Source organism: Aromatoleum tolulyticum, from assembly GCF_900156155.1.
Lineage (GTDB): Bacteria > Pseudomonadota > Gammaproteobacteria > Burkholderiales > Rhodocyclaceae > Aromatoleum > Aromatoleum tolulyticum.
This window is the reverse complement of record NZ_FTMD01000006.1, coordinates 236,800-260,186: the sequence shown is the minus strand read 5'-3', so window position 1 is coordinate 260,186 and position 23,387 is coordinate 236,800. Positions and strand designations below refer to the sequence as shown.

The window sequence follows — 23,387 nt, the reverse complement described above, 5'->3', positions numbered from 1 at the left end:
CCAGGAAGCTGCCATGTCCGACACCCCCGATACCGGTAAGGTCAAACCCGCGCTGAAGGCCGAGATCCTCGCGGAGGCCCTGCCCTATATCAAGCGTTTCTTCGACAAGACGATCGTCATCAAGTACGGCGGCAACGCGATGACCGATCCGAAGCTGAAGGACTGCTTCGCACGCGACGTCGTGCTGCTGAAGCTGGTAGGACTGAATCCGGTCGTGGTGCACGGCGGCGGCCCGCAGATCGAGAACCTGCTCGCTCGCGTCGGCAAGAAGGGCGAATTCGTCCAAGGGATGCGCGTGACGGACGCCGAGACGATGGAAGTCGTCGAGATGGTGCTGGGCGGACAGGTCAACAAGGAGATCGTCAATCTGATCAACCAGGCGGGCGGCAAAGCCGTGGGCCTGACCGGCAAGGACGCAAACTTCATCCGCGCGAAGAAGCTGATGATGCAGAAGAAGGACGCTCCGCCGGGAGACCTCGTCGATATCGGCCAGGTCGGCGAGATCACGCAGATCGACCCGACCCTGATCGCCTTCCTCGATCAGGGCGACTTCATCCCGGTGATCGCGCCGATCGGCGTCGGCGAGGACGGCGAGACCTACAACATCAACGCTGACGTGGTTGCCGGCAAGCTCGCCGAGATCCTGAAGGCCGAGAAACTGGTGCTGCTGACGAACACGCCGGGCGTGCTGGACAAGGACGGTAACCTGCTGACCGGCCTCACGCCGCGCCAGATCGACGGACTGGTCGAGGACGGCACGCTGTCGGGCGGCATGCTGCCGAAGATCGGCTCGGCGCTCGATGCGGCACGCAACGGGGTGAAGTCCGTGCACATCATCGACGGCCGCGTCGAACATTGCCTGCTGCTTGAGATCCTGACCGACCACGGCGTCGGCACGATGATCAAGAGCAAGTAACTCGCACGCGGCACAAGGAAGCCGGGGCTGTCCGCAAGGCAGCGCCGGCTTTTTGTTGCCCTCGCGCGCGCCTCAGTCGCCCAGTCCGCCGCGGCGCTGCAGCTCCAGCACGAGGTAGGTGGCCGCCTCGTCGGCGCTCATCGTCACGGTGTTGATGCGCACGTCGGGCGTTTCCGGCGCCTCGTAAGGCGAATCGATGCCCGTGAAGTTCTTGAGCTCGCCGCGCCGCGCCTTCTTGTACAGGCCCTTGGCGTCGCGCCCTTCGGCAACTTCGAGCGGCGTGTCGATGAACACCTCGATGAATTCGTCATCTGCCACGAGGCTGCGCGCCATCTGACGCTCGGCGCGGAACGGCGAGATGAAGGCGGTGATGACGATGAGGCCGGCATCGACCATCAGCTTCGCGACCTCGGCCACGCGGCGGATGTTTTCGACGCGGTCGGCCTCGGTGAAGCCGAGGTCCTTGTTGAGGCCGTGGCGCACGTTGTCGCCGTCGAGCAGGTAGGTGTGATAACCGTGCGCGTGCAGCTTCTTCTCGACGAGGTTGGCGATGGTCGACTTGCCTGCGCCCGACAGGCCGGTGAACCACAGCACGCATGGCTTCTGGTGCTTGAGCGCGGCGCGCGAAGTCTTGTCCACGTCGACGTGCTGCATGTGGATGTTCTGGCTGCGACGCAGCGCGAAATGGATCAGCCCCGCGCCGACGGTGTTGTTGCTCAGGCGGTCGATGAGGATGAAGCCGCCGGTGTCGCGGTTCTCGGCGTACGGATCGAAGGCGATCGGGCGGTCGAGACTGAGGTTGCACACGCCGATCGCGTTGAGTTCCAGCGTGCGCGCGGCCACATGCTCCAGCGTGTTCACGTTCACCTGGTACTTGATGTGGGTGACGGTCGCCGTCACGGTCTTCGCGCCGATCTTGAGCAGATAGGGCCGGCCGGGCAGCAGCGGCTCGTCGTGCATCCACACCAGGGTCGTCTCGAACTGGTCGGCCGAGCCGGCGGGCGAGTCTGCGGTCGAAATGACGTCGCCGCGCGAGATGTCGATCTCGTCGGCCAGCGTGAGCGTGATCGACTGGCCGGCGACGGCCTGCTCGAGGTCGCCGTCACGCGTGACGATGCGCGCGACCGTGCTTTCCTTGCCCGAGGGCTGGACGCGGATGCGGTCGCCCGGCTTCACGATGCCTCCGGCAATGGTGCCGGCAAAGCCGCGGAAGTCGAGGTTGGGACGATTGACCCACTGCACGGGCAGGCGGAAGGGCTGCTTCTGCAGGCGTTCGTCGTCCACCTCGACGGTTTCGAGGTAGCCCATCAGCGTGGTGCCGTGGTACCAGGGCATGTTGGCGCTGGGCTCGATGATGTTGTCGCCCTTGTAGGCGGACATCGGGATGAAGGTCACGCCATCGAGGCCGATCTGTTCGGCGAAGCTGCGGTAGTCGTCGCAGATGCGCCGGAACACGGGCTCGGCATAGTCGACGAGATCCATCTTGTTGATCGCGACGACGATGCGGCGGATACCCAGCAGCGACACGAGGTAGCTGTGGCGGCGAGTCTGCGTGAGCACGCCGCGGCGGGCATCGACCATCAGCACGGCGGCGTCTGCGGTCGAGGCGCCGGTCACCATGTTGCGGGTGTATTGCTCGTGGCCCGGCGTGTCGGCGACGATGAACTTTCTCTTGTCGGTGGAGAAGAAGCGATAGGCGACGTCGATCGTGATGCCCTGCTCGCGCTCGGCGGCGAGGCCGTCGACGAGCAGCGCGAAATCGAGGTTCTCGCCCTGCGTGCCGTACTTCTTCGAATCGGCCTCCATTGCGGCGAGCTGGTCCTCGAAGAGCATCTTCGATTCGTACAGCAGGCGCCCGATCAGAGTGCTCTTGCCGTCGTCAACGCTGCCGCAGGTGATGAAGCGCAGCAGGCTCTTCTTCTCGTGCGCTTGGAGGTACTGCTCGATGTCGGTGGCGATCAGGTCGGAGATGTGTGCCATTAGAAGTACCCCTCCTGTTTCTTCTTTTCCATGGACGCGGCGGAATCGTGGTCGATGACCCGCCCCTGGCGCTCGGACGTTTTCGTCAGCAGCATTTCCTGGATGATCGCCGGCAGCGTGTCCGCTTCGGACACCACCGCACCGGTGAGCGGGTAGCAGCCGAGCGTGCGGAAGCGCACTTTCTTCATCATCGGCACTTCGCCCGCATGCAGCGGCATGCGCTCGTCGTCGACCATGATCAGCGCGCCGTCACGTTCCACGACCGGGCGCACCGCGGCAAAGTACAGCGGCACGATGGGCACCTTCTCGAGGTAGATGTACTGCCAGATGTCGAGCTCGGTCCAGTTCGACAGCGGAAACACGCGCATCGACTCGCCCTTGTGCTTGCGGGCGTTGTAAAGCTTCCACAGCTCGGGGCGCTGGCTCTTCGGGTCCCAGCGGTGCTGGGCGGTGCGGAAGGAGAAGATGCGCTCCTTGGCGCGCGATTTTTCCTCGTCGCGGCGGGCGCCGCCGAAGGCCGCATCGAAGCCGTACTGGTCGAGCGCCTGCTTGAGGCCCTCGGTCTTCATGATGTCGGTGTGGATCGCCGAGCCGTGGGTGAAGGGGTTGATGTCCTTGGCGATGCCCTCGGGGTTGATATGCACGATCAGGTCGAGCCCGAGCTTGCTCACCATCTCGTCGCGGAAGGCGTACATGTCGCGGAACTTCCAGCGCGTGTCGACATGCAGCAGCGGGAACGGCGGGGGCGCCGGGTGGAAGGCCTTCATCGCGAGATGCAGCATCACCGCGCTGTCCTTGCCGATGGAGTACAGCATCACCGGGTTTTCCGCTTCGGCGACCACCTCGCGCATGATATGGATGCTTTCGGCTTCGAGCCGCTGCAGGTGGGTAAGAGACATCGAGGTCCTCGTGATGACGATGAATTGCACAGTCGGCCCGCGTGATCGGACCTACAATGCCGGGTCGCCAAGTATACCAACCGGCTGGAGTGGCACCTGTGTCAGATAACCGTCCCCTTTGCGATCTCCTCGAACGCCTGCTGCCGATCGCGCGCGATGCGGGCGAAGTCGTGATGTCGGTGTATGCGACGGATTTTTCGGTGCGCGGCAAGGACGATGCGTCGCCGGTCACCGAGGCGGACGAACGCGCCGAGGCGGTGATCCTCGCAGGGCTCGCGGCACTCACGCCGGACGTCCCGGTGGTGGCGGAAGAGGCGGTCGCAGCGGGGCACGTTCCGGCCATCGCCAGTCGTTTCTGGCTCGTCGATCCGCTCGACGGCACCAAGGAGTTCATCAAGCGCAATGGCGAGTTCACGGTCAATATCGCCCTGATCGACGACGGCCGGCCGCTGCTGGGTGTGGTTCTCGCGCCCGCCCTCGACCGGCTCTACGCGGGGGCGGTCGGCGTCGGCGCCTTCATCGAGGATGCGCACGGCCGCCATGCGATCCGCTGCCGCGTGCCGCCGGCCGAGGGCCTCACCGTGGTCGCCAGCCGCTCGCACGGCGATGCCGCGGCGCTCGACACCTTTCTCGCGGGACGCAAGGTCGCGAAGCTCGCGAGCGCCGGCTCGTCGCTGAAGCTGTGCCTGATCGCAGCCGGCGAGGCCGACCTTTACCCGCGGCTGGGGCGCACGATGGAATGGGACATCGCCGCCGGCCATGCCGTGCTCGCCGCCGCAGGCGGACGTGTCGCCGGGCTGGACGGACGCCCCCTCGCCTACGCCAAGCCGGGTTTCGAGAACCCCCATTTCGCCGCATGGGGCTTCGATGAAGGCGTCACGCCCCACGCGCAATGACGGCTTACGCAGTCCTGCTGTCCATCGTCGCGCTGCTGGCGCTCCTCATCCGCGGGCGTACCGCGCCCGCCATGCTGTTCACGGTATGGGCCGCGGCGTACTACCTGGCCGGATTCGTCAGTGAGCGCGAGTGGCTCGCCGGCTACACGAATTCCGCGCTGATCACCCTGATCCTGCTGTTGCTGGTGTCGCTGGCGCTGGAGCGCTCGCCGCTGTTGGACCGCTTTTCGGATCTCGTCCTGAAGGGCGGGCCGGCGCGCGCGATCCTGCGCCTGTCCGTCGTGACGACGATGTTTTCGGCTGTCCTCAACAACACGGCCGTCGTCGGTGCCCTGCTGGGGGTGGTGTCCAAGCAGCGCCGCGTGGCGCCGTCGAAGCTGCTGATTCCCCTTTCCTACGCCGCGATCCTGGGCGGCGTCACGACCCTGATCGGCACCTCGACGAACCTCGTCGTCAACTCCTTCGTGATCGATGCCGGACTGCCGGCACTGGAGATGTTCCAGTTCAGCCTCGTCGGCATCCCTCTCGCGCTCGCGTGCATCGCGGTGATGGTGATGTGCTCGCGCCTGTTGCCGACACACGAACCGGCCGAGCGGGAAAACCGCCAGACCTACTTTCTCGAAGCGCAGGTCACCCCCGATTCGCCGCTGGCCGGCCGCAGCATCGAGCAGAACCGGCTGCGCAACCTCGACGGCCTGTTCCTGCTGGAACTCGAGCGCGAGGGCCGGCTGATCTCCCCGGTGGGGCCGGACGAAATCCTCGAAGAAGGCGACGTCCTCGTCTTCACCGGGCAAGTCGAAAAGATGCAGGCGCTGCAGCAGATTCCCGGCCTGCAGGTGTTCGGCACGCGCGCCGACGCGCTGTTGGGCTCCAATCTCGTCGAGGTGGTGATCTCGAACGAGTCGATCCTGCCCAATCGCACGCTGCGGGAAGTGGACTTCCGCTCGCAGTTCGACGCCGGCGTCGTCGGCATCCGGCGTGGCGACAAGCGCCTGACGGGGCAGCTCGGACGGATCCCGCTGCGCGTCGGCGACGCGCTGCTGCTCGCCGTCGGCCCGGATTTCGCCCAGCACCGCAACATCGACCGCAACTTCCACCTGCTCGACACGGGGGTGCTGCGACCGAAGCTGACGCCGCGCCAGAGCACGCTCGCACTGACCGGCTTCGCGCTCGCGATTGCGGTGTCCGCAGTCGGCGTGTGGCCGCTGCTGAACTGCCTGCTCGTGCTGCTCGCGATCCTGCTCGCGACGCGCATCCTGTCGGTGAGCGAAATGCGTCGGCGCTTTCCCTTCGACCTGCTGGTGACGATCGGCTCGGCGCTCGCGATTGCGAAGGCGCTGGAGTCGTCCGGTGCGGCGGAACTGGTCGCCGACGCGATGCGCGGCCTGTTCGACGGCCACGGCGTGGTCGGGGCCTTCGTCGGCGTATACCTGATCACCGTCGTGCTGACGGAAGTGATCACGAACAACGCCGCCGCGGCGCTGGCGTTTCCGATCGCGCTGTCGACCGCCCGCGCATTCGACGTCGATCCGATGCCCTTCGTGATGGCGATCGCCTACGGCGCGAGCGCGGGCTTCCTGATCCCCTTCGGCTACCAGACGCACCTGATGGTGATGTCGCCGGGCCGATACCGCACGCTGGACTTCTTGCGCATCGGCCTGCCGGTCAGCCTGACCTATTCGGCCGCTGTCCTGCTGCTGGTGCCGGTATTCTTCCCGTTCTGAGACGTCTCAGCGGGCGCTGAGACGGGTGACGAAATCGACGACGGTACCGACGGTCGCAAAGGAGCTGCCGTCGATCTCGTCGTCCGGCACCTCGATGCCGAAGCGTTCCTCGATCGCGTGGATGACCGCGAGCACGGCCATAGAGTCGAGCTCGGGCACGCTGCCGAGCAGCGCCGTATCGGCATCGAATTGCAACCCGCGGCCATTGAGGCTCAACACTTCGTCGAGCAGGGCCAAGACCTGTTCCTGGATGTTCAAAGCAAAAACCTCACAGCACCTACCAACACACTTTACGATCACAACCGTCCGCACGCTGCCGGCCCGGAGTCGCGCATTATACTTCCGGTCTGCACTCGCCCGCCTCGCTTCGCCGCGATAAAGAATGCGCAACGCCGAGCCAAGACTACCGCAATGATGCCGACCGCCCTGCTCCACGACCTGATCCGCGCCGCCGTCGCACGCAATCCCGCGCAGGCGGCACTGAGCCGCAGCGCACAAACCCTATCCTACGCGGAACTCGACGCGCAATGCGACGCGTTCGCGGCGGGACTGCTCGGACTGGGCCTCGCACGGGGCGAACGGGTCGCGATCTACCTCGAAAAGCGCTTCGAGTTCGTCGCCGCCGCCTTCGGGACGAGCGCTGCCGGTGGCGTGTTCGTGCCAGTCAATCCGCTGCTCAAGGGTGAGCAGGCCGGGCATATCCTGCGCGACTGCAACGTCCGTGTGCTGGTCACGAGCGCCGAGCGCCTCCCGCTGTTGCAATCGGTGCTCGCACAGTGCCACGACCTGCGCCAGATCGTGCTGGTCGGCACTCCGGCGGAGCTGCCGGCGGTGGAAGGCGCGACCGTGCACCGCTGGAGCGATCTTGCGGCCGCCCCCGCACGCAGCGGACACCGCGTGATCGACACCGACATGGCGGCGATCCTGTACACCTCGGGCAGCACCGGGCGCCCCAAGGGCGTGGTGCTGTCCCATCGCAACCTCGTCACCGGCGCGCGCAGCGTTGCGCAGTACCTCGAGAATCATGCCGGCGACACCCTGCTAGCGGCGCTGCCGCTGTCCTTCGATGCCGGTTTCTCGCAACTCACGACGGCCTTCCACGCCGGCGCGCGCGCGGTGCTGATCGACTACCTGCTGCCGCGCGACGTGCTCAACGCGGTCGTGCGCGAGCAGGTGACCGGGCTCACCGCGGTCCCGCCGCTGTGGATCCAGCTCGCGGGACTCGAATGGCCGGAATCGGTCGCCGGGCACCTGCGCTACATCGCCAACACCGGCGGACGCATGCCCTTCGAGACGCTGAAGACGCTGCGCGCGAAACTGCCGCGCACCCGCCCATTCCTGATGTACGGGCTGACCGAAGCCTTCCGCGCCACCTACCTGCCGCCGGAGGAGGTCGACCGCCGTCCCGACTCGATCGGCAAGGCGATCCCGAACGCCGAGGTGCTGGTGCTGCGCGAGGATGGCAGCGAATGCGCGCCGAACGAACCCGGCGAACTGGTGCAGCGTGGCGCACTGGTCGGCATGGGCTACTGGAACGACGCGGAGAAGACCGCCGAGCGCTACAAGCCGCTGCCCGCCGGCGCCGGCGGACGTGATGCCGGACTGATGATCCCCGAGATCGCCGTGTTCTCGGGAGACACCGTGCGCCGCGACGAGGACGGCTTCCTGTACTTCATCGGCCGGCGCGACGAGATGATGAAGACGTCCGGCTACCGCGTGAGCCCCACCGAGGTCGAAGAGATCGTCTATGGCACCGGCCGCGTCGGCGAGTGCGTCGCCTTCGGGCTGCCGCATCCTGCGCTCGGACAGGCGATCTGCGTCGTCGCCACGCCCGCCCCCGGCACGACGCTGGACACGACGGCGCTGCTCGCCGACTGCCGCAGCCGCATGCCGGCCTACATGGTGCCGGCGCGCATCGAGGTCCGCAGCGGCCCGCTGCCGCGCAACCCCAACGGCAAGATCGACCGCAAGCTGCTTGCCAGCGAAACCCAGCAACAGGAATCCGCGCAGTGAGCACCGCCGCCAAACCCGCCCCCGTTCACGCTCCGATGTCGCAGTTCCCGATCCGCAACGGCGAGCTGATCATCGGCGGCGTGCCGCTCACGCGTCTTGCCGCGCGCGTCGGACAGACGCCGTTCTACGCCTACGACCGCCAGCTGCTGGGCGCACGCGTGGGCGAACTGCGGGAAGCGCTTCCCGATGCGATCGACCTTCACTATGCGGTGAAGGCAAACCCGATGCCCGCGCTGGTCGGGTTCATGGCCGAACTCGTCGACGGCCTCGACGTGGCGTCCGCCGGCGAGCTGCGCGTGGCGCTCGACGCCGGCTGCGCCCCCGCCGACATCAGCTTCGCCGGCCCCGGCAAGCGCGACACCGAGCTCGAACAGGCGGTCGCTGCCGGCGTGCTGCTGAACGTCGAATCGGCGGGCGAGCTGCGCCGGCTCGCGGACATCTCGGCCCGCCTCGGCTGGCCGGCGCGGGTCGCCCTGCGCGTGAATCCCGACTTCGAACTCAAGAGCTCGGGCATGAAGATGGGCGGCGGCCCCAAGCCCTTCGGTGTCGATGCCGAGGCGGCGCCGGAGCTCCTCGCCGAGCTCGGACGGCTCGGGCTCGCCTTCGAGGGCTTCCACCTCTTCGCGGGTTCGCAGAACCTGCGCGCTGAAGCGATCGTCGAGGCGCAACAGAAGAGCTTCGAGCTCGCGTTGCGCCTCGCGGACGCAGCGCCCACGCCGGCGCGCGTGCTGAACCTCGGCGGCGGCTTCGGCATTCCCTACTTTCCCGGCGAGACACGCCTCGATCTTGCCCCGATCGGCGCGAATCTCGCCGAAATCGCGCATGCGGCGGAAAGCCGGATGCCGGACGCGACGCTCGTCATCGAACTGGGGCGTTATCTCGTCGGCGAGGCGGGCATCTACGTCAGCCGCGTCGTGGACCGCAAGGTGTCACGCGGGCAGGTCTTCCTCGTGTGCGACGGCGGCCTGCACCACCACCTCTCGGCCTCGGGCAACTTCGGCCAGGTCATCCGCAAGAACTATCCGACGGCGATCGGCAACCGCGCCGACGCGCTCGCCTCCACGGTAGCGACGGCGGTCGGCCCGCTGTGCACCCCGCTCGATCTCCTGGCGGAGCGCATGCCCCTGCCGGAAGCGCAGGTCGGCGATCTCGTCGTGATCTTCCAGTCCGGCGCCTACGGAGCAAGCGCCAGCCCGCAGGCCTTTCTCGGGCATCCGCCGGTGGTCGAAGTGCTGGTCTGACGGGAGCTAACCGCCCGAAGCCAGGGCGCGGACCGTCTTGCGCTCCCCGCCGGCGTCGATCTCCACCTCGACACCATTGGTCCCGGGCCGGAACCACCAGCGCGTCGTGCGTTTCGGACCGGCGATCTCGCAGCCGACGCGGCCGCCTTCCGCAAGGCGCTTGATCGCATGGGCCGGTTTGTATGCCAACGGACCGGGCAGCATCACAACCAGGAACTGATCCTCAAGCCGCTCGCGACCAGGCAGGACTTCGATGCGCCAACTGCCAGGCTCGGCGAGTGGAATACGCGCCGCCGCAGCCTGGACCTTCCCGCCTTCATCGTAATTCACATCGTCGACGAGGAATTCGAGACCGCGCCCGCCCACCGCATTCAGCGTGGCGTCCGCGGGAAACACCACCGTCGCGTGCAGCGATCCCCCCAATCGCGAAGGCCTGTCCGAGGCCAGCGTCCGGACGACGAAACGATCACGCCCAAGTGCAGGCGGCTCGATGGCATGCAGAAGCCAGCGCTTGCGGAACGAAGGTTCGGCAGCGACGACCTGATCCTGCACGACGACCACGTCGTCGACCTTGTCATAGGCAAACACGCGCCACGCCCGCTCTACGCGCCGGGTACGATGGGAAAACGTACCCTCCCCGGAATACGCGTTGGTATATGCAGGAGTAACATCGGCGACAGCGATCGTCAGTCCGTCCTGCTCGACGTAAGCCTCGATCTTGCCCGTGTGATAGATCTCGCGCCGCGACTGCCATTCCGGGAGATTGAGCGGCGCGGGCTCGATGCCCCACCCCGACCCCACGCGGCGCTGGCCACCGTCGTTCGCAATGTGGCGCTTTTCGCCTCGCTTGTTCACGACGGGCTCGTTGTCATCGGGATCGGTGACTGTCACCAGGTTATGGGCAATCGACTGATACGTGTAGTTCATGTGGTGGTCCGAGCCGTACTCCGGTCCGTACAAGCCACTGTCTATCGCCAGCGCGCCACCCTTGAAGATGGTGAAGCCCCCTTGGTCGAGATGCGAGTGTGACCAATAGTTGTCGCCCGCCTTGAACGTCACGTAGGTCGCATCCCGGCCCCAGCCGCTACGCGCCACCACCATGCCAATACCGTCGAAGAACTTGCTCGTCGGCAGCCGTTCGCGCGCACCGGAGTCGATCTGCGAGGGCAAGGGAAGCGGACCCCATGGCCACGAGGTCGGCGTGTAGGCGCGTGTATGCCCGATCCCGGCCGGGTAGTCATATTCGACCGCGAGCGCGACCTGATCCGGCACATCCTTGTCGAAGAAGCCGGCATCGCCCCAACGGAAATGCGTGCCATCGGGCCGGACGCGATACGTGAGGAATTCCAGGAACCCACGCAGTTCCGGTTCGCTGCGGAACAGATCCTCACCGGTCGCTGCCCGCCACATGGCCGGCACGCGATAGACCGCCTGTCCGATGCCGATGCCGACGTATTCGCCGCCCTCGTGCCAGCCGCCGTTCTTCCCCATCACCTGACGCCAGACGGGCAGCACGTCGTTCTTGAGGAGGTGATGGGCGACCCGCATTGCGCCCTCTCCACGCGGATCGTCGCCATACAGCGCGATCGCCAGCGCCAGCAGGCGTTGGAAGGGGCTGTTGTAGAAGTAGACGTTGTATGGCGTCATGCGCTCGTCGCGGATCACGCGATACGCGAATTCGAAACCATCCGCGACGCGCTCGCGCAACTGCAGGCGCTGCGCCTCGCTCCATTGGTCGTAAAGCCAGTCATAGGCCTGCACCACGGTTTCCGTGCCATTGGCACGGTAGTGGAACTGCACTTCCATCAGGCGGCGGAAGAGCAGCTCGAGATCCTGGGTGCCGGGCTCGATGAAGGCCATTGTGATCGACGCTTCCAGATTGCCCCTCCCGCCCTTCGCCTGACGCCTCTGTTCGTCGAGGTACGCGGGGTTATGCATGCGCAGCGCGGCCATGTCTGCGGAGGTGGGTGCCGGCAGGCGAGGGTGCGCCATGCGGAAGCCGGACAGCCTTACGGGTGGAAGCTCCTCCGGCAGAGGAAGGCGCGGCAGCGATCCGCCCTGCAACGGAAGCTCGATCGGACGTGTCAGGACGCCGAGCACGCCGAAAGCCCCCACGACCGACAACACGGCAAGGGCAGCTCCAACCGCGCGACGACGTCGCCCCTGCGCTCGCCCATCTCCATGCTGCGCCCCCCGCGCCGGTGACGGCAGTGGCGCGTCGGCTGACACGTCGACCGGAGCCCAGATCCATGCGGCAAGCCAGCCCCCCAACGCCAACAACGCATCGGTGATGTCTGGATGACGTCCCGGGATCGTCCTTTGCCCCCACTCGGTGGCAAAAGCGACCGCAAATACCGCCACAGCACCGAAAAATGCAACGCCAATGCGCAAGCGTCGCGACGTCACGGCGCAGGCGAGGCAGCCCAGGGCGAGGAACTGAAGACTCCCGCCCAAGACATCGAGCACGCCCGTGCTGCCATGCATCTGTCCGCGAAACGGCACCCAATTCATCGGCGCTGCGGCCGCGGGCGCGAAGATGTACGTTGGCGGCGGGGCGTTGGCGGACAACTGTTCGATGACGAAGGCCGCCACCAAGGCAGCCCCCCCCACCCCTGCCAGCAGACGATCACGACGGGCCAGGGGCCAGAAAACCGCCGCCGCGAGCACAAGACCGAAAAAGGCCTTGCCCGATACGATCCATCGCTGAACCGGAACCCCAAGGTAAAGCACCGCAACGCAAAACTTCGCGAACAGCAACGCCGTCAACACCCCGAAGACGACTGCGCGGCGCGGGCGGTCGAGTCGCAAGCCGACTGCGCACAGAGCCATCAGACCGAGCGCCTGCGCGGCATAGGTGACGACTGCGACCGGGTTTGCGCCACCGACATCGAAGAATGCCAACAACGCGGGCAAGACGCTCGAGGCCCGCCCCACGCCGTCCAGCGCTGGGGCCAGCGGCCCAAGCAACACAAACATCGCCATGCAAGATGCGGCGAAAGCGATCTCGGCCTGCGCGCCGGGCCGAAGCAAGGCCTCGCGCCAGCGATGAACCCTCCCGCCCAACCCGGCACGCGAGGACAACAGCCCCGCGGCGACCGCGCCGATCGCGGCGCCACCCATGTTCGTCAGCACGTCACCGAGGGACGCGACCCGCGACGGCAGGTAACTCTGCGTCGCCTCCATGCCGATGCTCACCATCGCACCGAGAAGAACCGCCAGCAGCACCGCAATCGCCCGCGTGAACACCCGCCCCGGCCAGATCCAGAACAGCACCCCGAGGGGTATGTAGGCGAGGATGTTGACGAACACGTCGGAGGCCGACACTTCGCGCGGCAATCCCCCCGCGAGAAACGCGAAGGGCTGCACGCCACCCTGGCGCCAGTCGGCAAACGGAAAGAGGCTGCCGTAGGCGATCAGCAGCACGTAACTTAGCGCGGCCAACGCCGGCAAGGCGCGTCCGAATCCATCGGAATCGCGTTTCCGGCCCATGGAATGCCCCCGTTTCCGTGACTCGCTCCGTCCGTGCATGGGGCATTTCAGCAGGGCATGCCTCGCGAATCAAGCCGCGCGGAGCCGGCCACGAGAGGTGAAGGAGTCATACTTCACGGAGCTGTCACGGGTTCGGTGCAAAAATTGCCCTGCTCGGCTCCGCTTCCACTGGCGCGGACGCCTACGATACATACGCGGCTCCGGTTACAGCCGCCAGGCATCATGCAGTTGCGCGTTGCGACCCCTCCACGCTCACGACAGGACATGACAGGTTTGATCCCGAACCTCTGGCAATACCGCGAACTGGTCGCCGCCCTGGCGTGGAAGAACGTCGCGGTACGCTACAAGCAGTCCTACATGGGCATCCTGTGGGCGGTGCTCAAGCCCGTCGTACTGGTGATCATCTTCGTGATCCTGCGCAGCATCGTCGGCATCGACAGCGGCACCATCCCTTATCCCGTGCTGACTTATTGCGCCCTCACGATCTGGATCTTCTTCCAGGAGTCGGCCTCCGAAGGGGTCAACAGCGTGGTCGGCAACACCAACCTCATCCGCAAGATCTACTTCCCCCGCGAAGTCTTCCCGCTGACCAGCGTCGTCACCAAGCTCGTCGAGTTGTGCATCGGCCTCGTGATCCTCGCCGGCCTGATGGCCTGGTACGGGATGGCGCCCAACTGGCAGATGCTGTGGATCCCCGCGCTGGTGCTGTACGCGATTCTTGCCGCGCTCACGATTGCCTTTGTCGGCGCCGCGCTCAATGTCTATTACCGCGACATCGCGGCGGCCCTGCCCGTGCTGTTGTCGCTGATGATGTACATGTCGCCGGTGATCTACCCGCTGCAACTCGTCAGGGACAAGCTCCTCGTGCAACACGCAGGGGGGGATTGGTCGCAAGCGCTCTATCTCATCTTCACGCTCAATCCGCTGGCCGGACTGATCGACGCGTTCCAGAACGTCACGCTGCGCGGACTGCCGCCCGACGCCGAAGCGATCCTGCCGGGCCTCGTACTGACGCTCGGGCTGCTGCCCTTCAGCTATCTGTATTTCAAGCGCGCCGAAGCGTATTTCGCGGACGTGATCTGACCATGCCGATCATCGAAGTCGATCATGTCACGAAGGAATACCGGCTGGGCCAGCTCACCAGCCTCAAGCAGAGTGCGCTCAATGCGCTGAACCGCCTTACCGGCCGGCCCGTAGAACAGCGCGAGCCGTTCAAGGCGCTTGACGACGTCACGTTCTCCGTCGAACAGGGCGAAGTGCTTGGAATCATCGGCCACAACGGCGCCGGCAAGAGCACGCTGCTGAAACTGCTCGCCAACATCTCGAAGCCGACGGACGGGCGGATTGCGGTAAGGGGCAAGGTTGCTCCGCTGATCGAAGTCGGTGCCGGCCTGGTCGCCGACCTGACCGGGCGCGAAAACATCTACCTGAACGGCGCGATCCTCGGCATCCCGAAAGCCGAAATCCGCCGCAAGTTCGACGAAATCGTCGCCTTCGCGGAACTGGAGCAATTCATCGACACGCCGATCAAGCGCTACAGCTCGGGCATGCAGGTGCGGCTCGGGTTTGCGGTCGCCACCAGCGTTGAATCGGACATCCTGATCGTGGACGAGGTCCTGGCGGTGGGCGACCTGGCGTTTCAGCGGAAATGCTTTGACCGGATGGAGGATCTGATCAAGTTCCAAGGGAACACGATTCTCGTCGTGAGCCACAATATCAGACAGATAGAACGCATGTGCAAGAGAGTCCTACTTCTCGACCATGGCCATCTAATTGCGGACGACGACCCGAAAGTTGTCTGCGATGAATTCTATGCCCGAAGTCAGTCGAAAATCGCAGAAACATCAGCCTCAAAATCTGCCCATCGGGGACGCGTCGAATCTACGGGTGAAATCGACCTGTTAGAAATGTCGATCGAGGATGCCAATGGAAAAAAGCTCGACCAGGTAACGACAGGTTCAACGTTCTCAATCCATCTGAGACTGCGGTGCCATGAGAGGGCCGAGAACATCACGATTGGCCTCGGAGTACACACAACCGACTTTGTGTACCTCACAACGCACAACAGCGAAATAACCCAGTCACGTGTCGACCTAAGCGCCGGCGATCACGACATTTACCTGAGAATAAGCCACTTTCCCTTGCTTCCAGGCCTCTATATGTGGCGAATGGGCATAACCTGCGGCGACACCTATCGGACAGCTTTTTATGGAGAGAACCTCCTGAGCATCTCAGTTCTCAAGCCACACCAAAGGCATGTTCCCGCTTCCATGCGCGACGGCTTCTTTGCATTGGACGGCGTATGGGAATTCGAATCACACCCCGAAAGCTCCGTCACATAGCCACATACAAGGTGGCACATAAATTGGCGACTGAGAGCACACAAGCCATGCAAACTGCCGAACACATCAGCGTCGAGAATCGCTGCAGGATTTGCAACGAGTCAGGCGACCACGAAGTTTTTCGCATTCGAGAAATGATGTTCGGAACCCAAGATACATTCGAATACTTTCAATGCAGGCACTGCGAATGCCTGCAAATTTCAGAGATCCCCGCCAATCTTTCATCGTATTACCCGGAAAACTATTACTCCCATAAAAAAATCGCCACTAAGAACAAGAAATGGATCCTGACATCAGCTCTTGAAAAATCACTTATTAACACGGCCCTATTCAATACAAACTACAAGCTTTCCAGCATTGCGAGGCATTTTGTTTCATTGCCAAGCTATTTTTTTCGAGCGCGCCCAACCCTGCTTCAAAGAGCGGGAATTAGAGATTACCGCGCAAGAATTCTCGACATTGGTTGCGGGACACAGGCCTTGTGGCTACAGGATTTGCAGCGAGTTGGTTTTGTCAATCTGACGGGCATTGACCCATTCGCAAAGGGAGATTTTTCGATCGGGCGGATAAATATCCTCCGCCTGGACGCATCTGAACTCGCACACAAAACAGATCAGAAATTCGATGTAATCGCCCTGAATCACTCGCTCGAACATATCCCTGACCAGTTCGGAACGCTCGCATCCATCAACAGACTTTTGTCGCCGGATGGCACTTGCATTATCCGCATCCCTACGATTTCATCCATGTCATGGAAGATCTATGGCGTGGACTGGGTTGAACTGGACGCACCTCGCCATCTATACATCCACTCCAAGAGAAGCATTCGCGAACTAGCGCGGCGCGCGGGTCTGGAACTCTTCGACACTCAATACGACACAACGGCATTTGAGTTCTATGGAAGCGAACAATACAGACTCAATATCCCGCTTACCTCTCCTGAATCACTATGGGCAAACCCGGAGAGCACCGTATTTACTCGCGAACAACAACTTGAGTTCGCGGAACGTGCCGAGAAGGCGAATATAGACGGCACGGCGGGAAGAGCGTGCTTCTTCTTTCGCCGCACCAGACGCTCGGACCATCCGACTGGAACATGATCATTCTCATCGGTTACAGGCGATAAGATTTTCACCCCAACCACACGTGCGATTGACTTAAACCTGAAGCCAAAATGACCGGACATCAGTCCCAATACACTCGCAGAGCGGTCGTATGCATGACGACATTCAATCGCGTGGACTGCGCCAGAATCAATCAGGAAATTATAAAACTTAATTATTCCACGCCTTTCCCGATCGTCCACGCATGCTCCAGTGCAGCTTACGCAAAACACCTTGAGGACGTCTTGATTCCCTGCGAGCAGCCGTCATCGAAGGCAGCGCAAGACTCGCCCATCGAGGAATTACAGCGCGGCGCGCTAAATCTGCTAAAGCAATCACTCTCGGCCGCACTGGAGACATACTCGCCCGAGTATCTCGTGCATCTTGAGGGTGACACATGGATCATGGACGAGCGAGTAATCTGCAATATCATTTCCCGAATGGATCAGAACCGGGAACTGATGATCTGTACCTCTGCCTGGGACGAAGATTTGCTTGCATTCCGGTATATGAAAAGGCGCTCCTTGGCGACGAGGTTGCACCTTCAGTTTGCGCACGTCTTGCGGAAGTTTGGCCACCCCTACAAGTTGGCGTGCACGGATAGTCTCGCCACCCAATTCTTTGTAATCCGCGCCACCCCGGAACTGCTTGAATCCATTTTCTCCCTGGAGCCAATTCCTGACCTCGACCTGGAGCAAGCTTTTTACCGTGCATTCATGGCACGATTCGGCGAGAAGAATATTCTGCGGCAAACAGTCAGGGAGCCAATACATCCCTTCAATCGCTTTGTTTGCGAGGGGCTGTCGCTATTTTCCCAGCACTGGCCGGCTCGCGGGACTGCCAATGACAGGCGAGACCCGACCCATCCACGCTACATCGCACCTACGGTCGATGGAAAAAAGGAAACGCTTCTGCGATTTACCTCGATCCGTCGCGGGGAGCACCTTCAAAGGCTGCTTAACGCAGACACGTTCGACTATTACAACGCCGGGGCCAGCAGAACATAGGAAGGTCAGGTGATGCATAGCGCTCTCGTCAGTACCCGATCGACCACACCATGAACCGGCTAGACTTGTCCGAATTGCCTGTGGGTGAGGTGCGAATCCTGACGGCCTGCGGAGCACGGCGTCGCGTCGATGAACACAGTCTGCACAGCCTGTGCGATGCCTTCGATGGCGCTCACTGCCTGTTCGTTCGGGCGACGACGACTGCGCGCGTCTGGCTTGGAGGCGACTTCCGTCTCCTGCGTTGTCCTGCGGGTGGCTGGTTGCTGCAATCCCGGATTCCTGAAAGCGCGAGCTATTGGGCGCCAACACCCGTGATGCAAAGGAGGATCGACGACCACGGCCACATCCTCGACGAACGGCCGGACGAATGGGCCGGCTTCGAGCTCGACGGGAGCGGAATCGGGATCCGCTTCCCGACCGTTGCGGAAGGCTGGGTACTGGATGCCGTGCTGTGGAAGCTGGGCGATCCTATGCTGGTTGACGAGTTATCGGAGCTGTCCGCGGTCGAGACCCAAGGCTACTTCCTCCTCGGGTCACATACGCGTTACGGGCGACCGGGGGATCTGTACCGGCACCTGATCCATGGTCAGGTGTATGAGGATCGTTACGCGTGGCCGCACAAGCGACGAATCTGTTCGGAAAACGACGCCCATGCGCTGCATCTGGTGTTCAGCGGATTGCAGCGGGCGACCGGCAAGCGGATCTACGCCCTGCTGAAGGCGCAGTTGCTGCTGTCGGTGCTGTCGCGACAGTCTGAGGACGGCGGGTTTCGCCACGGCGAATGGAGCAACGCGATGGAGTCGCACTTCCGGCTCCACTGTTCGGCGATGCACCTGATGATGGACAGTCTGGACGAACGCAGCGACCCGGTGGTGCGCGACGCGCTCGGACGGGCGGCGGACTTCATCGCCGGCAAGCACGATGTGACCGCCGCCGGCGCCTGGTTTTATCACGACGAACTGGAGTGCAGCGCGGACGGCATGGCGCGGGGACCGTTCCGGTGGTGGCCGAGTGCGGCGCTCGGCAAGTCCCCGCAGAACATGCTGGTGCTGAACACCCATCTCGATGCGCTGGTGGCACTGGACCGCTACCATCGACTCACCGGCGACGATCGTTTCGCCTCGCTCGTGGAGTCCGGCTTCGGGGCGGCGCGGGTGGTACTGGCGTTGCGGCCGATGGAGTGGCTGTATCGCATTCTGTTCTCCGCGATCGAACTGGGCTTGATGCCTACAACGCAGGCGGCCGTCCTCCCCGCTTGGAAACGCATGTGGAAGCGCATCGGCTGGAAGGTGTTCGTACCCCGACTGCCGCGCATCAAGACGCGCTACCCGCGCCTGACCATGCCCGGCGGTTACATCGACCGCGAACTCAGCCTGCAGGGCTGGGCCAACGACTACCTGGCGGTCAATCTGATGGATCTGGTCCGCAGCGCGAGCGATAGCCGGCGCGCGGTGTTCATGCCCTTCGTCGAGGGGATCGTCGCCTTTTGCACGCGCACGCAGATTGCCTTGCGCTGGCTGGAACAGGACCACCGGGCCTACGCGGTCGGCTTTCTGGCCGAAGCGTTGTATCTGCTTTGCCGCCGCGAGTCCCGCCCCGCGCTCGACGCGATGCTGGCGGAGAGTCTGGTGCTATGCGTCCGTCACGGACTCGGTGTGCCACCGTCGCTGCTCGGGGCGAATACGGAAGCGCAGCAGGCAGGGGCCACACGCGTGCCGCGGACCGCGACGGCGGACCTTGTCGTCGCCGATCTGTCGGGCGCCGGTCGGGTGGCCTGTCTCGTCGTGAATGCGGGAACGAGCTCCGTCTCGCTGCCCGCAGCGCTGGAGCTCGTCCCGACAGGCTGGCGTGTTCCGTCCGGCGATCTGGCGCCCGGCGCATGGCTGCGGGTGGTGCCATGACGCTCCGCGTGGGCCTGGTCACGTCCGAGTTCCCGCCCGATCTGGGAGGTGTCGAGACCTACTCATGGCAGCTCGCACGCGAACTGGGGGCCCGCCGCGAGCTCGAGGTGACGGTCTATGCGCCGCCGGCGGCGCGGGGGCTTGCACCACCGCAGGGGGTGACGATCCGTCCTGTGCTGACGAGTTGCATGGAACTGGACTGGGCGCGACTGAGCGGCGAGCCGATCGACGTATGGCACGCCTTGTCGGCCGCACACTGCTGGCTCGCGCAGAAAGACCGCCCGACGGTGGTCTCGGTGCATGGCAACGATTTTCTCGTGCCCTACCCCGCGACGATGCGGCCTGCGCTTGCGATGCCCGCGCTGTGGCGGCTGCGCGGGTTTGCATGGAAGGAGTTCGAGCCGCTATGGCGGCGCGCGACCGCGCAGATGCTCAGGCGGGCGCTGCCGCGCTGCGGCGCGGTGATCGCGAACAGCCGGTATACCGCCGACGTGCTGCAGGCCCTGGTGCCGGGCGGCGGGGATCGCATCGAGGTGGCGGGGGTGGGGGTCGATGCCGCGTTTTTCGACGTGGCGCGCATGCCTGGACACGGGCGACCGCGGCTGCTGACGGTGTGCCGGCTTTCCGAGGCGCGCAAGAACGTCGAACTCGTGCTGCGCGCGCTGGGAGCCCTCAAGGAGCGTTTCGACTTCGAGTACGTCGTGGCGGGCGACGGGGCGCTGCGCGAGGGACTCGAACGGCTGGCGGCAGAGCTGGGCCTGGGGGCACGGGTGCGCTTCGCCGGACGCGTCAGCGATGCGGAGCTGAGACAGCTCTATGCGATGGCCGACCTGTTCGTGCTGACGGCGTCGGTGATTCCGGCCAGCCACGAGGGATTCGGCATTGTCTATCTGGAAGCGGCCGCCAGCGGCGTGCCGAGCCTTGCGGCGCGGCTGGCGGGTGCAGTCGAGGCCGTGGCCGAAGGCGAGTCCGGCTATTTCGTCGAGACGCCGAGTGTGGAGGCGATCGAAGCCGCTCTCGCGTTGTTCCTGTCCGGCCGGATCCGCTTCGATGTCGAAGACTGCCGCAGTTTCGCGCGCCGCTTCACTTGGGCAAGGGTGGCGGACGTCGCGATGAAGTCTTATCGTCAAACACTGTCGATGCCTGCCTCCATGCCATGAGCGAAGCAATCGTCCCCGGCCTCGTGTCCGTCATCATGCCGTGCTTCAACGCCGCGCCCTTCGTCGCCGAAGCGGTGGCATCGGCGCTGCGGCAGACCTACGGCAAGCTGGAGGTGGTCGTCGTCGATGACGGCTCGAGCGATGGCAGCGCCGAGATCGTGGAGAGACTGGTCGCCGAGCATCCCGAGCGCGTTCGGCTCTACCGTCAGGCGCGCAACGGCCCCTACCCGGCGCGAAACATCGCCCTGCGACATGCACGCGGCGAATTCGTCGCCTTCCTCGACGCGGATGACTACTGGGACGCGGATTGCATCGAGAAGCTGCATCACGCGCTGGTTTCCGCTGCGGCCGAGATCGCCTATTGCGGCTGGCAGAACGTCGGCGAGGGGGTCCAGTCGCCGCCACATGTGCCGCCGGAATACGAACGCGAGGATCCGGTCGCCCATTTCCTGCGCACCTGCCCATGGCCGATCCACGCGGCGCTGGTCCGGCACGCTCTGGTGGATTCACTGCAGGGCTTTTCGGAGCAGCGCTTTTCGTCGATGGATTACGACTTCTGGCTGCGGGCGCTCGCCGCGACGCGCAAGATCGTGCGCGTACCGCAGGTGCTCGCGTACTACCGCTGGCATGGCCAGGGTCAGGTGTCGGCGGTGAAATGGCGACAGGTGCTCGACGCCCTCGCGGCTCAGCAGGGCTTCATCCGCACGAACCCGCAACTCGTCGCCCATTTGCCGCAGGAACGACTGCACGCGCTCACCGAGGGGCGCGTGCTTGAACAGGCCTACCGGGCGTTCTGGAAGCGCGACCTGGTATCGGCGCAACACCTCTTCCGCCATGCCGCCGCAGCGCGCGCGTTCGGCACCGGCGATCTGCGCCATGTCATCAGCGCACTGCTGCCACTGCCGCTCTACCGCTGGGTCACCCGGCTTGCCGATCGGGGAGGCACATGAACGCCGCGCGTGTTCCAGTGTTGATGTACCACCGCGTCGGCGACGTCCGCGATGCACGGGAGGCCCGTTATGCAATCTCGGCAGCCAATTTCACTGCCCACATGCGGGCGGTCGCGCACGCGGGCTTCCGGGCGATCGGCATCGACGCATTCGTCGCGTGGCTTCAGGGGGGGCAGTCGCTTCCAGAGGGGGCGCTGCTGATCACGTTCGACGACGGTTTCCGCGGGGTGCGCGAAAACGCCGTGCCGGTGCTCGAACAATTGGCCTGGCCCTTCACCGTGTTTCTCGTCAGCGACCAGATCGGCGGGGAGAACGCATGGATGCGTGGATCGGATCCGGAAGCGGGAACCTACCCGCTGCTCGACGCCGACGAAATCCATGACATGCAGCAACGCGGCTGCAGCTTCCAGTCCCATACGCGCAGCCATCGCCGCCTGCCTGCATTGGACGACGACGCACTGAGGGACGAGTTGCGGGGATCGCGCGAAACGCTGTCGGAACTGCTGCGCGCGGAAGTGCGCTATCTCGCCTACCCCTTCGGGCAAGTCGATGAGCGCGTCGAAGTGGCCTCCCGCAACGCCGGGTACACGGCGGCCTTCGCCACGCAACCGGGGTTCAACCGGCCGGATGTCGATCGCTTCCGTATCCGTCGCCTGGACGTGTTTGGCACGGACTCGGCTGCGATGCTGCTGCGCAAGATCCGCCTCGGCAGCAACGATGGCAGTCTCGGCAACATGCTCGGTTATCGCCTGCGGCGAGTGGCGAGCCGACTACCGGGGATGGCGCGATGAGCCCCGCAGCGGCGGCCGCGGAGCCGGACACCGACGCCACGCACATGGATGCTTCGGTGATCGTCTGCACCTACAATCGCGCCGCATCGCTGCGCGACACGCTGCGGGCCTTGCGCGCGCAGCAGATGTCCGCAGGGCGGCGCTGGGAAGTGGTGGTCGTGGACAACAATTCCAGCGACGGCACCCGCGCGGAAGTCGAATCTGCCCAACGCGACTGGCCGCAGTTGCGCTACGAGTTCGAACCGCAGCAGGGGCTATCCTGCGCGCGCAATCGCGGTATCGCGGCCGCTCACGGCGATGTGCTGCTGTTTACCGACGATGACGTGCTGCCCGAAGCGGACTGGCTGGAGGCCACGCTGGACGGTCTGGGGCGGCATCACGCCGACGCGTGCGGCGGATACGTGGCGCCGATCTGGGGCGCCCCGCCGCCGCCCTGGCTGACGGAGCGTTTTCACGGCTTCCTGGCGATCCGCGCCGCACGCAACGACGAGTACCCGATTACGCATGCGGCCGATGCGCCGTTCGGGGCCAACATGGCCGTCCACCGGAGCGTGTTCAATCGCATCGGCGGATTCGACACCGGGCGCGGGCGCAAGGGCGCCGTGCTCGCGGCAGGGGAAGACGGCGAACTGTTCGCGCGGATACTGGAAGCCGGCTTCAAGGTCGTGTTTCTCGGCGCTTCGCGCGTGCATCACAAGGTTGAGGCGTTCCGCCTGACGAAGCGCTATTTCCGCCGCTGGCGGCTGCACAACAGCCGCAATCAGGCGATCCACCTGGGCATGCCCGGCACGCGCAGGCTGTTCAATATTCCGCTCTACCTGTTTCCGCAATTCCTGCGCGCCGTCGGGCGTGCCGTCGCCGGCCACTTCACCGCCAGCGGCGACGAGGCCTTCAATCGGGAGATCGTCGTCTGCCACTTTCTCGGCGTGTTTCAGGGCCTTTGGCAGGCACGGCGTCACCGAAATTGAGTCGCAA

At 64.5% G+C, this 23,387-nt stretch carries 18 protein-coding genes; 14 read left to right on the top strand and 4 right to left on the bottom strand.

Annotation, left to right across the window (positions count from 1 at the left end):
- Window positions 1–13: 13 nt before the first annotated feature.
- On the top strand, window positions 14–916 hold the full coding sequence (argB, locus tag BW991_RS11330; protein WP_076602214.1) for an acetylglutamate kinase: 903 nt from the start codon (window positions 14–16) through the stop codon (window positions 914–916).
- A gap of 72 nt (window positions 917–988) precedes the next feature.
- Here argB and cysN read toward each other — a convergent pair whose 3' ends face one another.
- Both cysN and cysD read right to left on the bottom strand, forming a co-directional pair.
- The gene (gene cysN, locus BW991_RS11325; protein WP_076602213.1) at window positions 989–2,896 is read right to left on the bottom strand and encodes a sulfate adenylyltransferase subunit CysN; all 1,908 of its coding nucleotides are present in this window, start codon (window positions 2,894–2,896) and stop codon (window positions 989–991) included.
- Entirely contained in the window at window positions 2,896–3,795 is a 900-nt protein-coding gene (gene cysD, locus BW991_RS11320; RefSeq protein ID WP_076602212.1) for a sulfate adenylyltransferase subunit CysD, read from the bottom strand. Before cysD ends, cysN begins: the two co-directional genes overlap by 1 nt.
- Window positions 3,796–3,893: 98 nt before the next feature.
- Between cysD and cysQ the strand changes: the two genes are divergently transcribed.
- Both cysQ and BW991_RS11310 read left to right on the top strand, forming a co-directional pair.
- Window positions 3,894–4,691 carry a 3'(2'),5'-bisphosphate nucleotidase CysQ gene (gene cysQ / locus BW991_RS11315; RefSeq protein ID WP_076602211.1) on the top strand — a complete coding sequence of 266 codons (798 nt, stop codon included), beginning with the start codon at window positions 3,894–3,896 and terminating at the stop codon, window positions 4,689–4,691.
- Complete coding sequence (locus BW991_RS11310; protein ID WP_076602210.1) at window positions 4,688–6,415, top strand: SLC13 family permease; 1,728 nt, start codon at window positions 4,688–4,690, stop codon at window positions 6,413–6,415. The genes cysQ and BW991_RS11310 overlap by 4 nt, the downstream gene beginning before the upstream one ends.
- A 6-nt stretch (window positions 6,416–6,421) precedes the next feature.
- Here the strand turns inward: BW991_RS11310 and BW991_RS11305 are convergent, their stop codons facing one another.
- On the bottom strand, window positions 6,422–6,673 hold the full coding sequence (locus BW991_RS11305) for an acyl carrier protein (RefSeq protein WP_076602209.1): 252 nt from the start codon (window positions 6,671–6,673) through the stop codon (window positions 6,422–6,424).
- Window positions 6,674–6,826: 153 nt separating this feature from the next.
- Here BW991_RS11305 and BW991_RS11300 point away from each other — a divergent pair, with 153 nt between their 5' ends.
- Window positions 6,827–8,428, top strand: coding sequence for an acyl-CoA ligase (AMP-forming), exosortase A system-associated (locus BW991_RS11300; RefSeq protein WP_076602208.1), 1,602 nt, complete (start codon window positions 6,827–6,829; stop codon window positions 8,426–8,428).
- A gap of 35 nt (window positions 8,429–8,463) precedes the next feature.
- On the top strand, window positions 8,464–9,669 hold the full coding sequence (locus tag BW991_RS11295) for a pyridoxal-dependent decarboxylase, exosortase A system-associated (protein ID WP_170879093.1): 1,206 nt from the start codon (window positions 8,464–8,466) through the stop codon (window positions 9,667–9,669).
- Window positions 9,670–9,675: 6 nt separating this feature from the next.
- Here BW991_RS11295 and BW991_RS11290 read toward each other — a convergent pair whose 3' ends face one another.
- Window positions 9,676–13,158: a VanZ family protein gene (locus BW991_RS11290; protein WP_076602206.1), complete on the bottom strand. Its 3,483-nt coding sequence runs from the start codon at window positions 13,156–13,158 to the stop codon at window positions 9,676–9,678.
- A gap of 264 nt (window positions 13,159–13,422) precedes the next feature.
- Here BW991_RS11290 and BW991_RS11285 point away from each other — a divergent pair, with 264 nt between their 5' ends.
- From BW991_RS11285 to BW991_RS11245, 9 genes are all read left to right on the top strand, one after another.
- Window positions 13,423–14,241, top strand: a complete 819-nt coding sequence (locus BW991_RS11285; RefSeq protein WP_076602205.1) for an ABC transporter permease — start codon at window positions 13,423–13,425, stop codon at window positions 14,239–14,241.
- Window positions 14,242–14,243: 2 nt separating this feature from the next.
- Window positions 14,244–15,500, top strand: coding sequence for an ABC transporter ATP-binding protein (locus BW991_RS11280; RefSeq protein ID WP_076602204.1), 1,257 nt, complete (start codon window positions 14,244–14,246; stop codon window positions 15,498–15,500).
- Between the two features lie 47 nt (window positions 15,501–15,547).
- Complete coding sequence (locus tag BW991_RS11275) at window positions 15,548–16,600, top strand: class I SAM-dependent methyltransferase (protein WP_076602203.1); 1,053 nt, start codon at window positions 15,548–15,550, stop codon at window positions 16,598–16,600.
- 119 nt (window positions 16,601–16,719) lie between these two features.
- Complete coding sequence (locus BW991_RS11270) at window positions 16,720–17,610, top strand: hypothetical protein (RefSeq protein ID WP_076602202.1); 891 nt, start codon at window positions 16,720–16,722, stop codon at window positions 17,608–17,610.
- Between the two features lie 50 nt (window positions 17,611–17,660).
- Window positions 17,661–19,511 (top strand): hypothetical protein, encoded by a 1,851-nt coding sequence (locus BW991_RS23865; protein WP_170879087.1) that lies wholly within the window; start codon window positions 17,661–17,663, stop codon window positions 19,509–19,511.
- On the top strand, window positions 19,508–20,671 hold the full coding sequence (locus tag BW991_RS11260) for a glycosyltransferase family 4 protein (protein WP_076602200.1): 1,164 nt from the start codon (window positions 19,508–19,510) through the stop codon (window positions 20,669–20,671). Before BW991_RS23865 ends, BW991_RS11260 begins: the two co-directional genes overlap by 4 nt.
- Window positions 20,668–21,621, top strand: a complete 954-nt coding sequence (locus tag BW991_RS11255; RefSeq protein WP_076602199.1) for a glycosyltransferase family 2 protein — start codon at window positions 20,668–20,670, stop codon at window positions 21,619–21,621. The genes BW991_RS11260 and BW991_RS11255 overlap by 4 nt, the downstream gene beginning before the upstream one ends.
- Entirely contained in the window at window positions 21,618–22,412 is a 795-nt protein-coding gene (locus tag BW991_RS11250) for a polysaccharide deacetylase family protein (protein ID WP_076602198.1), read from the top strand. Before BW991_RS11255 ends, BW991_RS11250 begins: the two co-directional genes overlap by 4 nt.
- Window positions 22,409–23,380 (top strand): glycosyltransferase, encoded by a 972-nt coding sequence (locus BW991_RS11245; protein ID WP_212566884.1) that lies wholly within the window; start codon window positions 22,409–22,411, stop codon window positions 23,378–23,380. The genes BW991_RS11250 and BW991_RS11245 overlap by 4 nt, the downstream gene beginning before the upstream one ends.
- Window positions 23,381–23,387 lie beyond the last annotated feature (7 nt).

Excerpts from the sequence above, each read along its gene's own strand:
- BW991_RS11285 (WP_076602205.1), top strand. The coding sequence starts at position 13,423 with ATGACAGGTTTGATCCCGAACCTCTGGCAATACCGCGAACTGGTCGCC.
- BW991_RS11275 (WP_076602203.1), top strand. The coding sequence starts at position 15,548 with ATGCAAACTGCCGAACACATCAGCGTCGAGAATCGCTGCAGGATTTGC.
- BW991_RS11255 (WP_076602199.1), top strand. The coding sequence starts at position 20,668 with ATGAGCGAAGCAATCGTCCCCGGCCTCGTGTCCGTCATCATGCCGTGC.
- BW991_RS11310 (WP_076602210.1), top strand. The coding sequence starts at position 4,688 with ATGACGGCTTACGCAGTCCTGCTGTCCATCGTCGCGCTGCTGGCGCTC.
- BW991_RS11250 (WP_076602198.1), top strand. The coding sequence starts at position 21,618 with ATGAACGCCGCGCGTGTTCCAGTGTTGATGTACCACCGCGTCGGCGAC.
- BW991_RS11260 (WP_076602200.1), top strand. The coding sequence starts at position 19,508 with ATGACGCTCCGCGTGGGCCTGGTCACGTCCGAGTTCCCGCCCGATCTG.
- argB (WP_076602214.1), top strand. The coding sequence starts at position 14 with ATGTCCGACACCCCCGATACCGGTAAGGTCAAACCCGCGCTGAAGGCC.
- BW991_RS11295 (WP_170879093.1), top strand. The coding sequence starts at position 8,464 with ATGTCGCAGTTCCCGATCCGCAACGGCGAGCTGATCATCGGCGGCGTG.
- cysD (WP_076602212.1), bottom strand. The coding sequence starts at position 3,795 with ATGTCTCTTACCCACCTGCAGCGGCTCGAAGCCGAAAGCATCCATATC.
- BW991_RS11245 (WP_212566884.1), top strand. The coding sequence starts at position 22,409 with ATGAGCCCCGCAGCGGCGGCCGCGGAGCCGGACACCGACGCCACGCAC.
- BW991_RS11290 (WP_076602206.1), bottom strand. The coding sequence starts at position 13,158 with ATGGGCCGGAAACGCGATTCCGATGGATTCGGACGCGCCTTGCCGGCG.
- BW991_RS11300 (WP_076602208.1), top strand. The coding sequence starts at position 6,827 with ATGATGCCGACCGCCCTGCTCCACGACCTGATCCGCGCCGCCGTCGCA.
- cysN (WP_076602213.1), bottom strand. The coding sequence starts at position 2,896 with ATGGCACACATCTCCGACCTGATCGCCACCGACATCGAGCAGTACCTC.
- BW991_RS11280 (WP_076602204.1), top strand. The coding sequence starts at position 14,244 with ATGCCGATCATCGAAGTCGATCATGTCACGAAGGAATACCGGCTGGGC.
- BW991_RS11270 (WP_076602202.1), top strand. The coding sequence starts at position 16,720 with ATGACGACATTCAATCGCGTGGACTGCGCCAGAATCAATCAGGAAATT.
- BW991_RS23865 (WP_170879087.1), top strand. The coding sequence starts at position 17,661 with ATGAACCGGCTAGACTTGTCCGAATTGCCTGTGGGTGAGGTGCGAATC.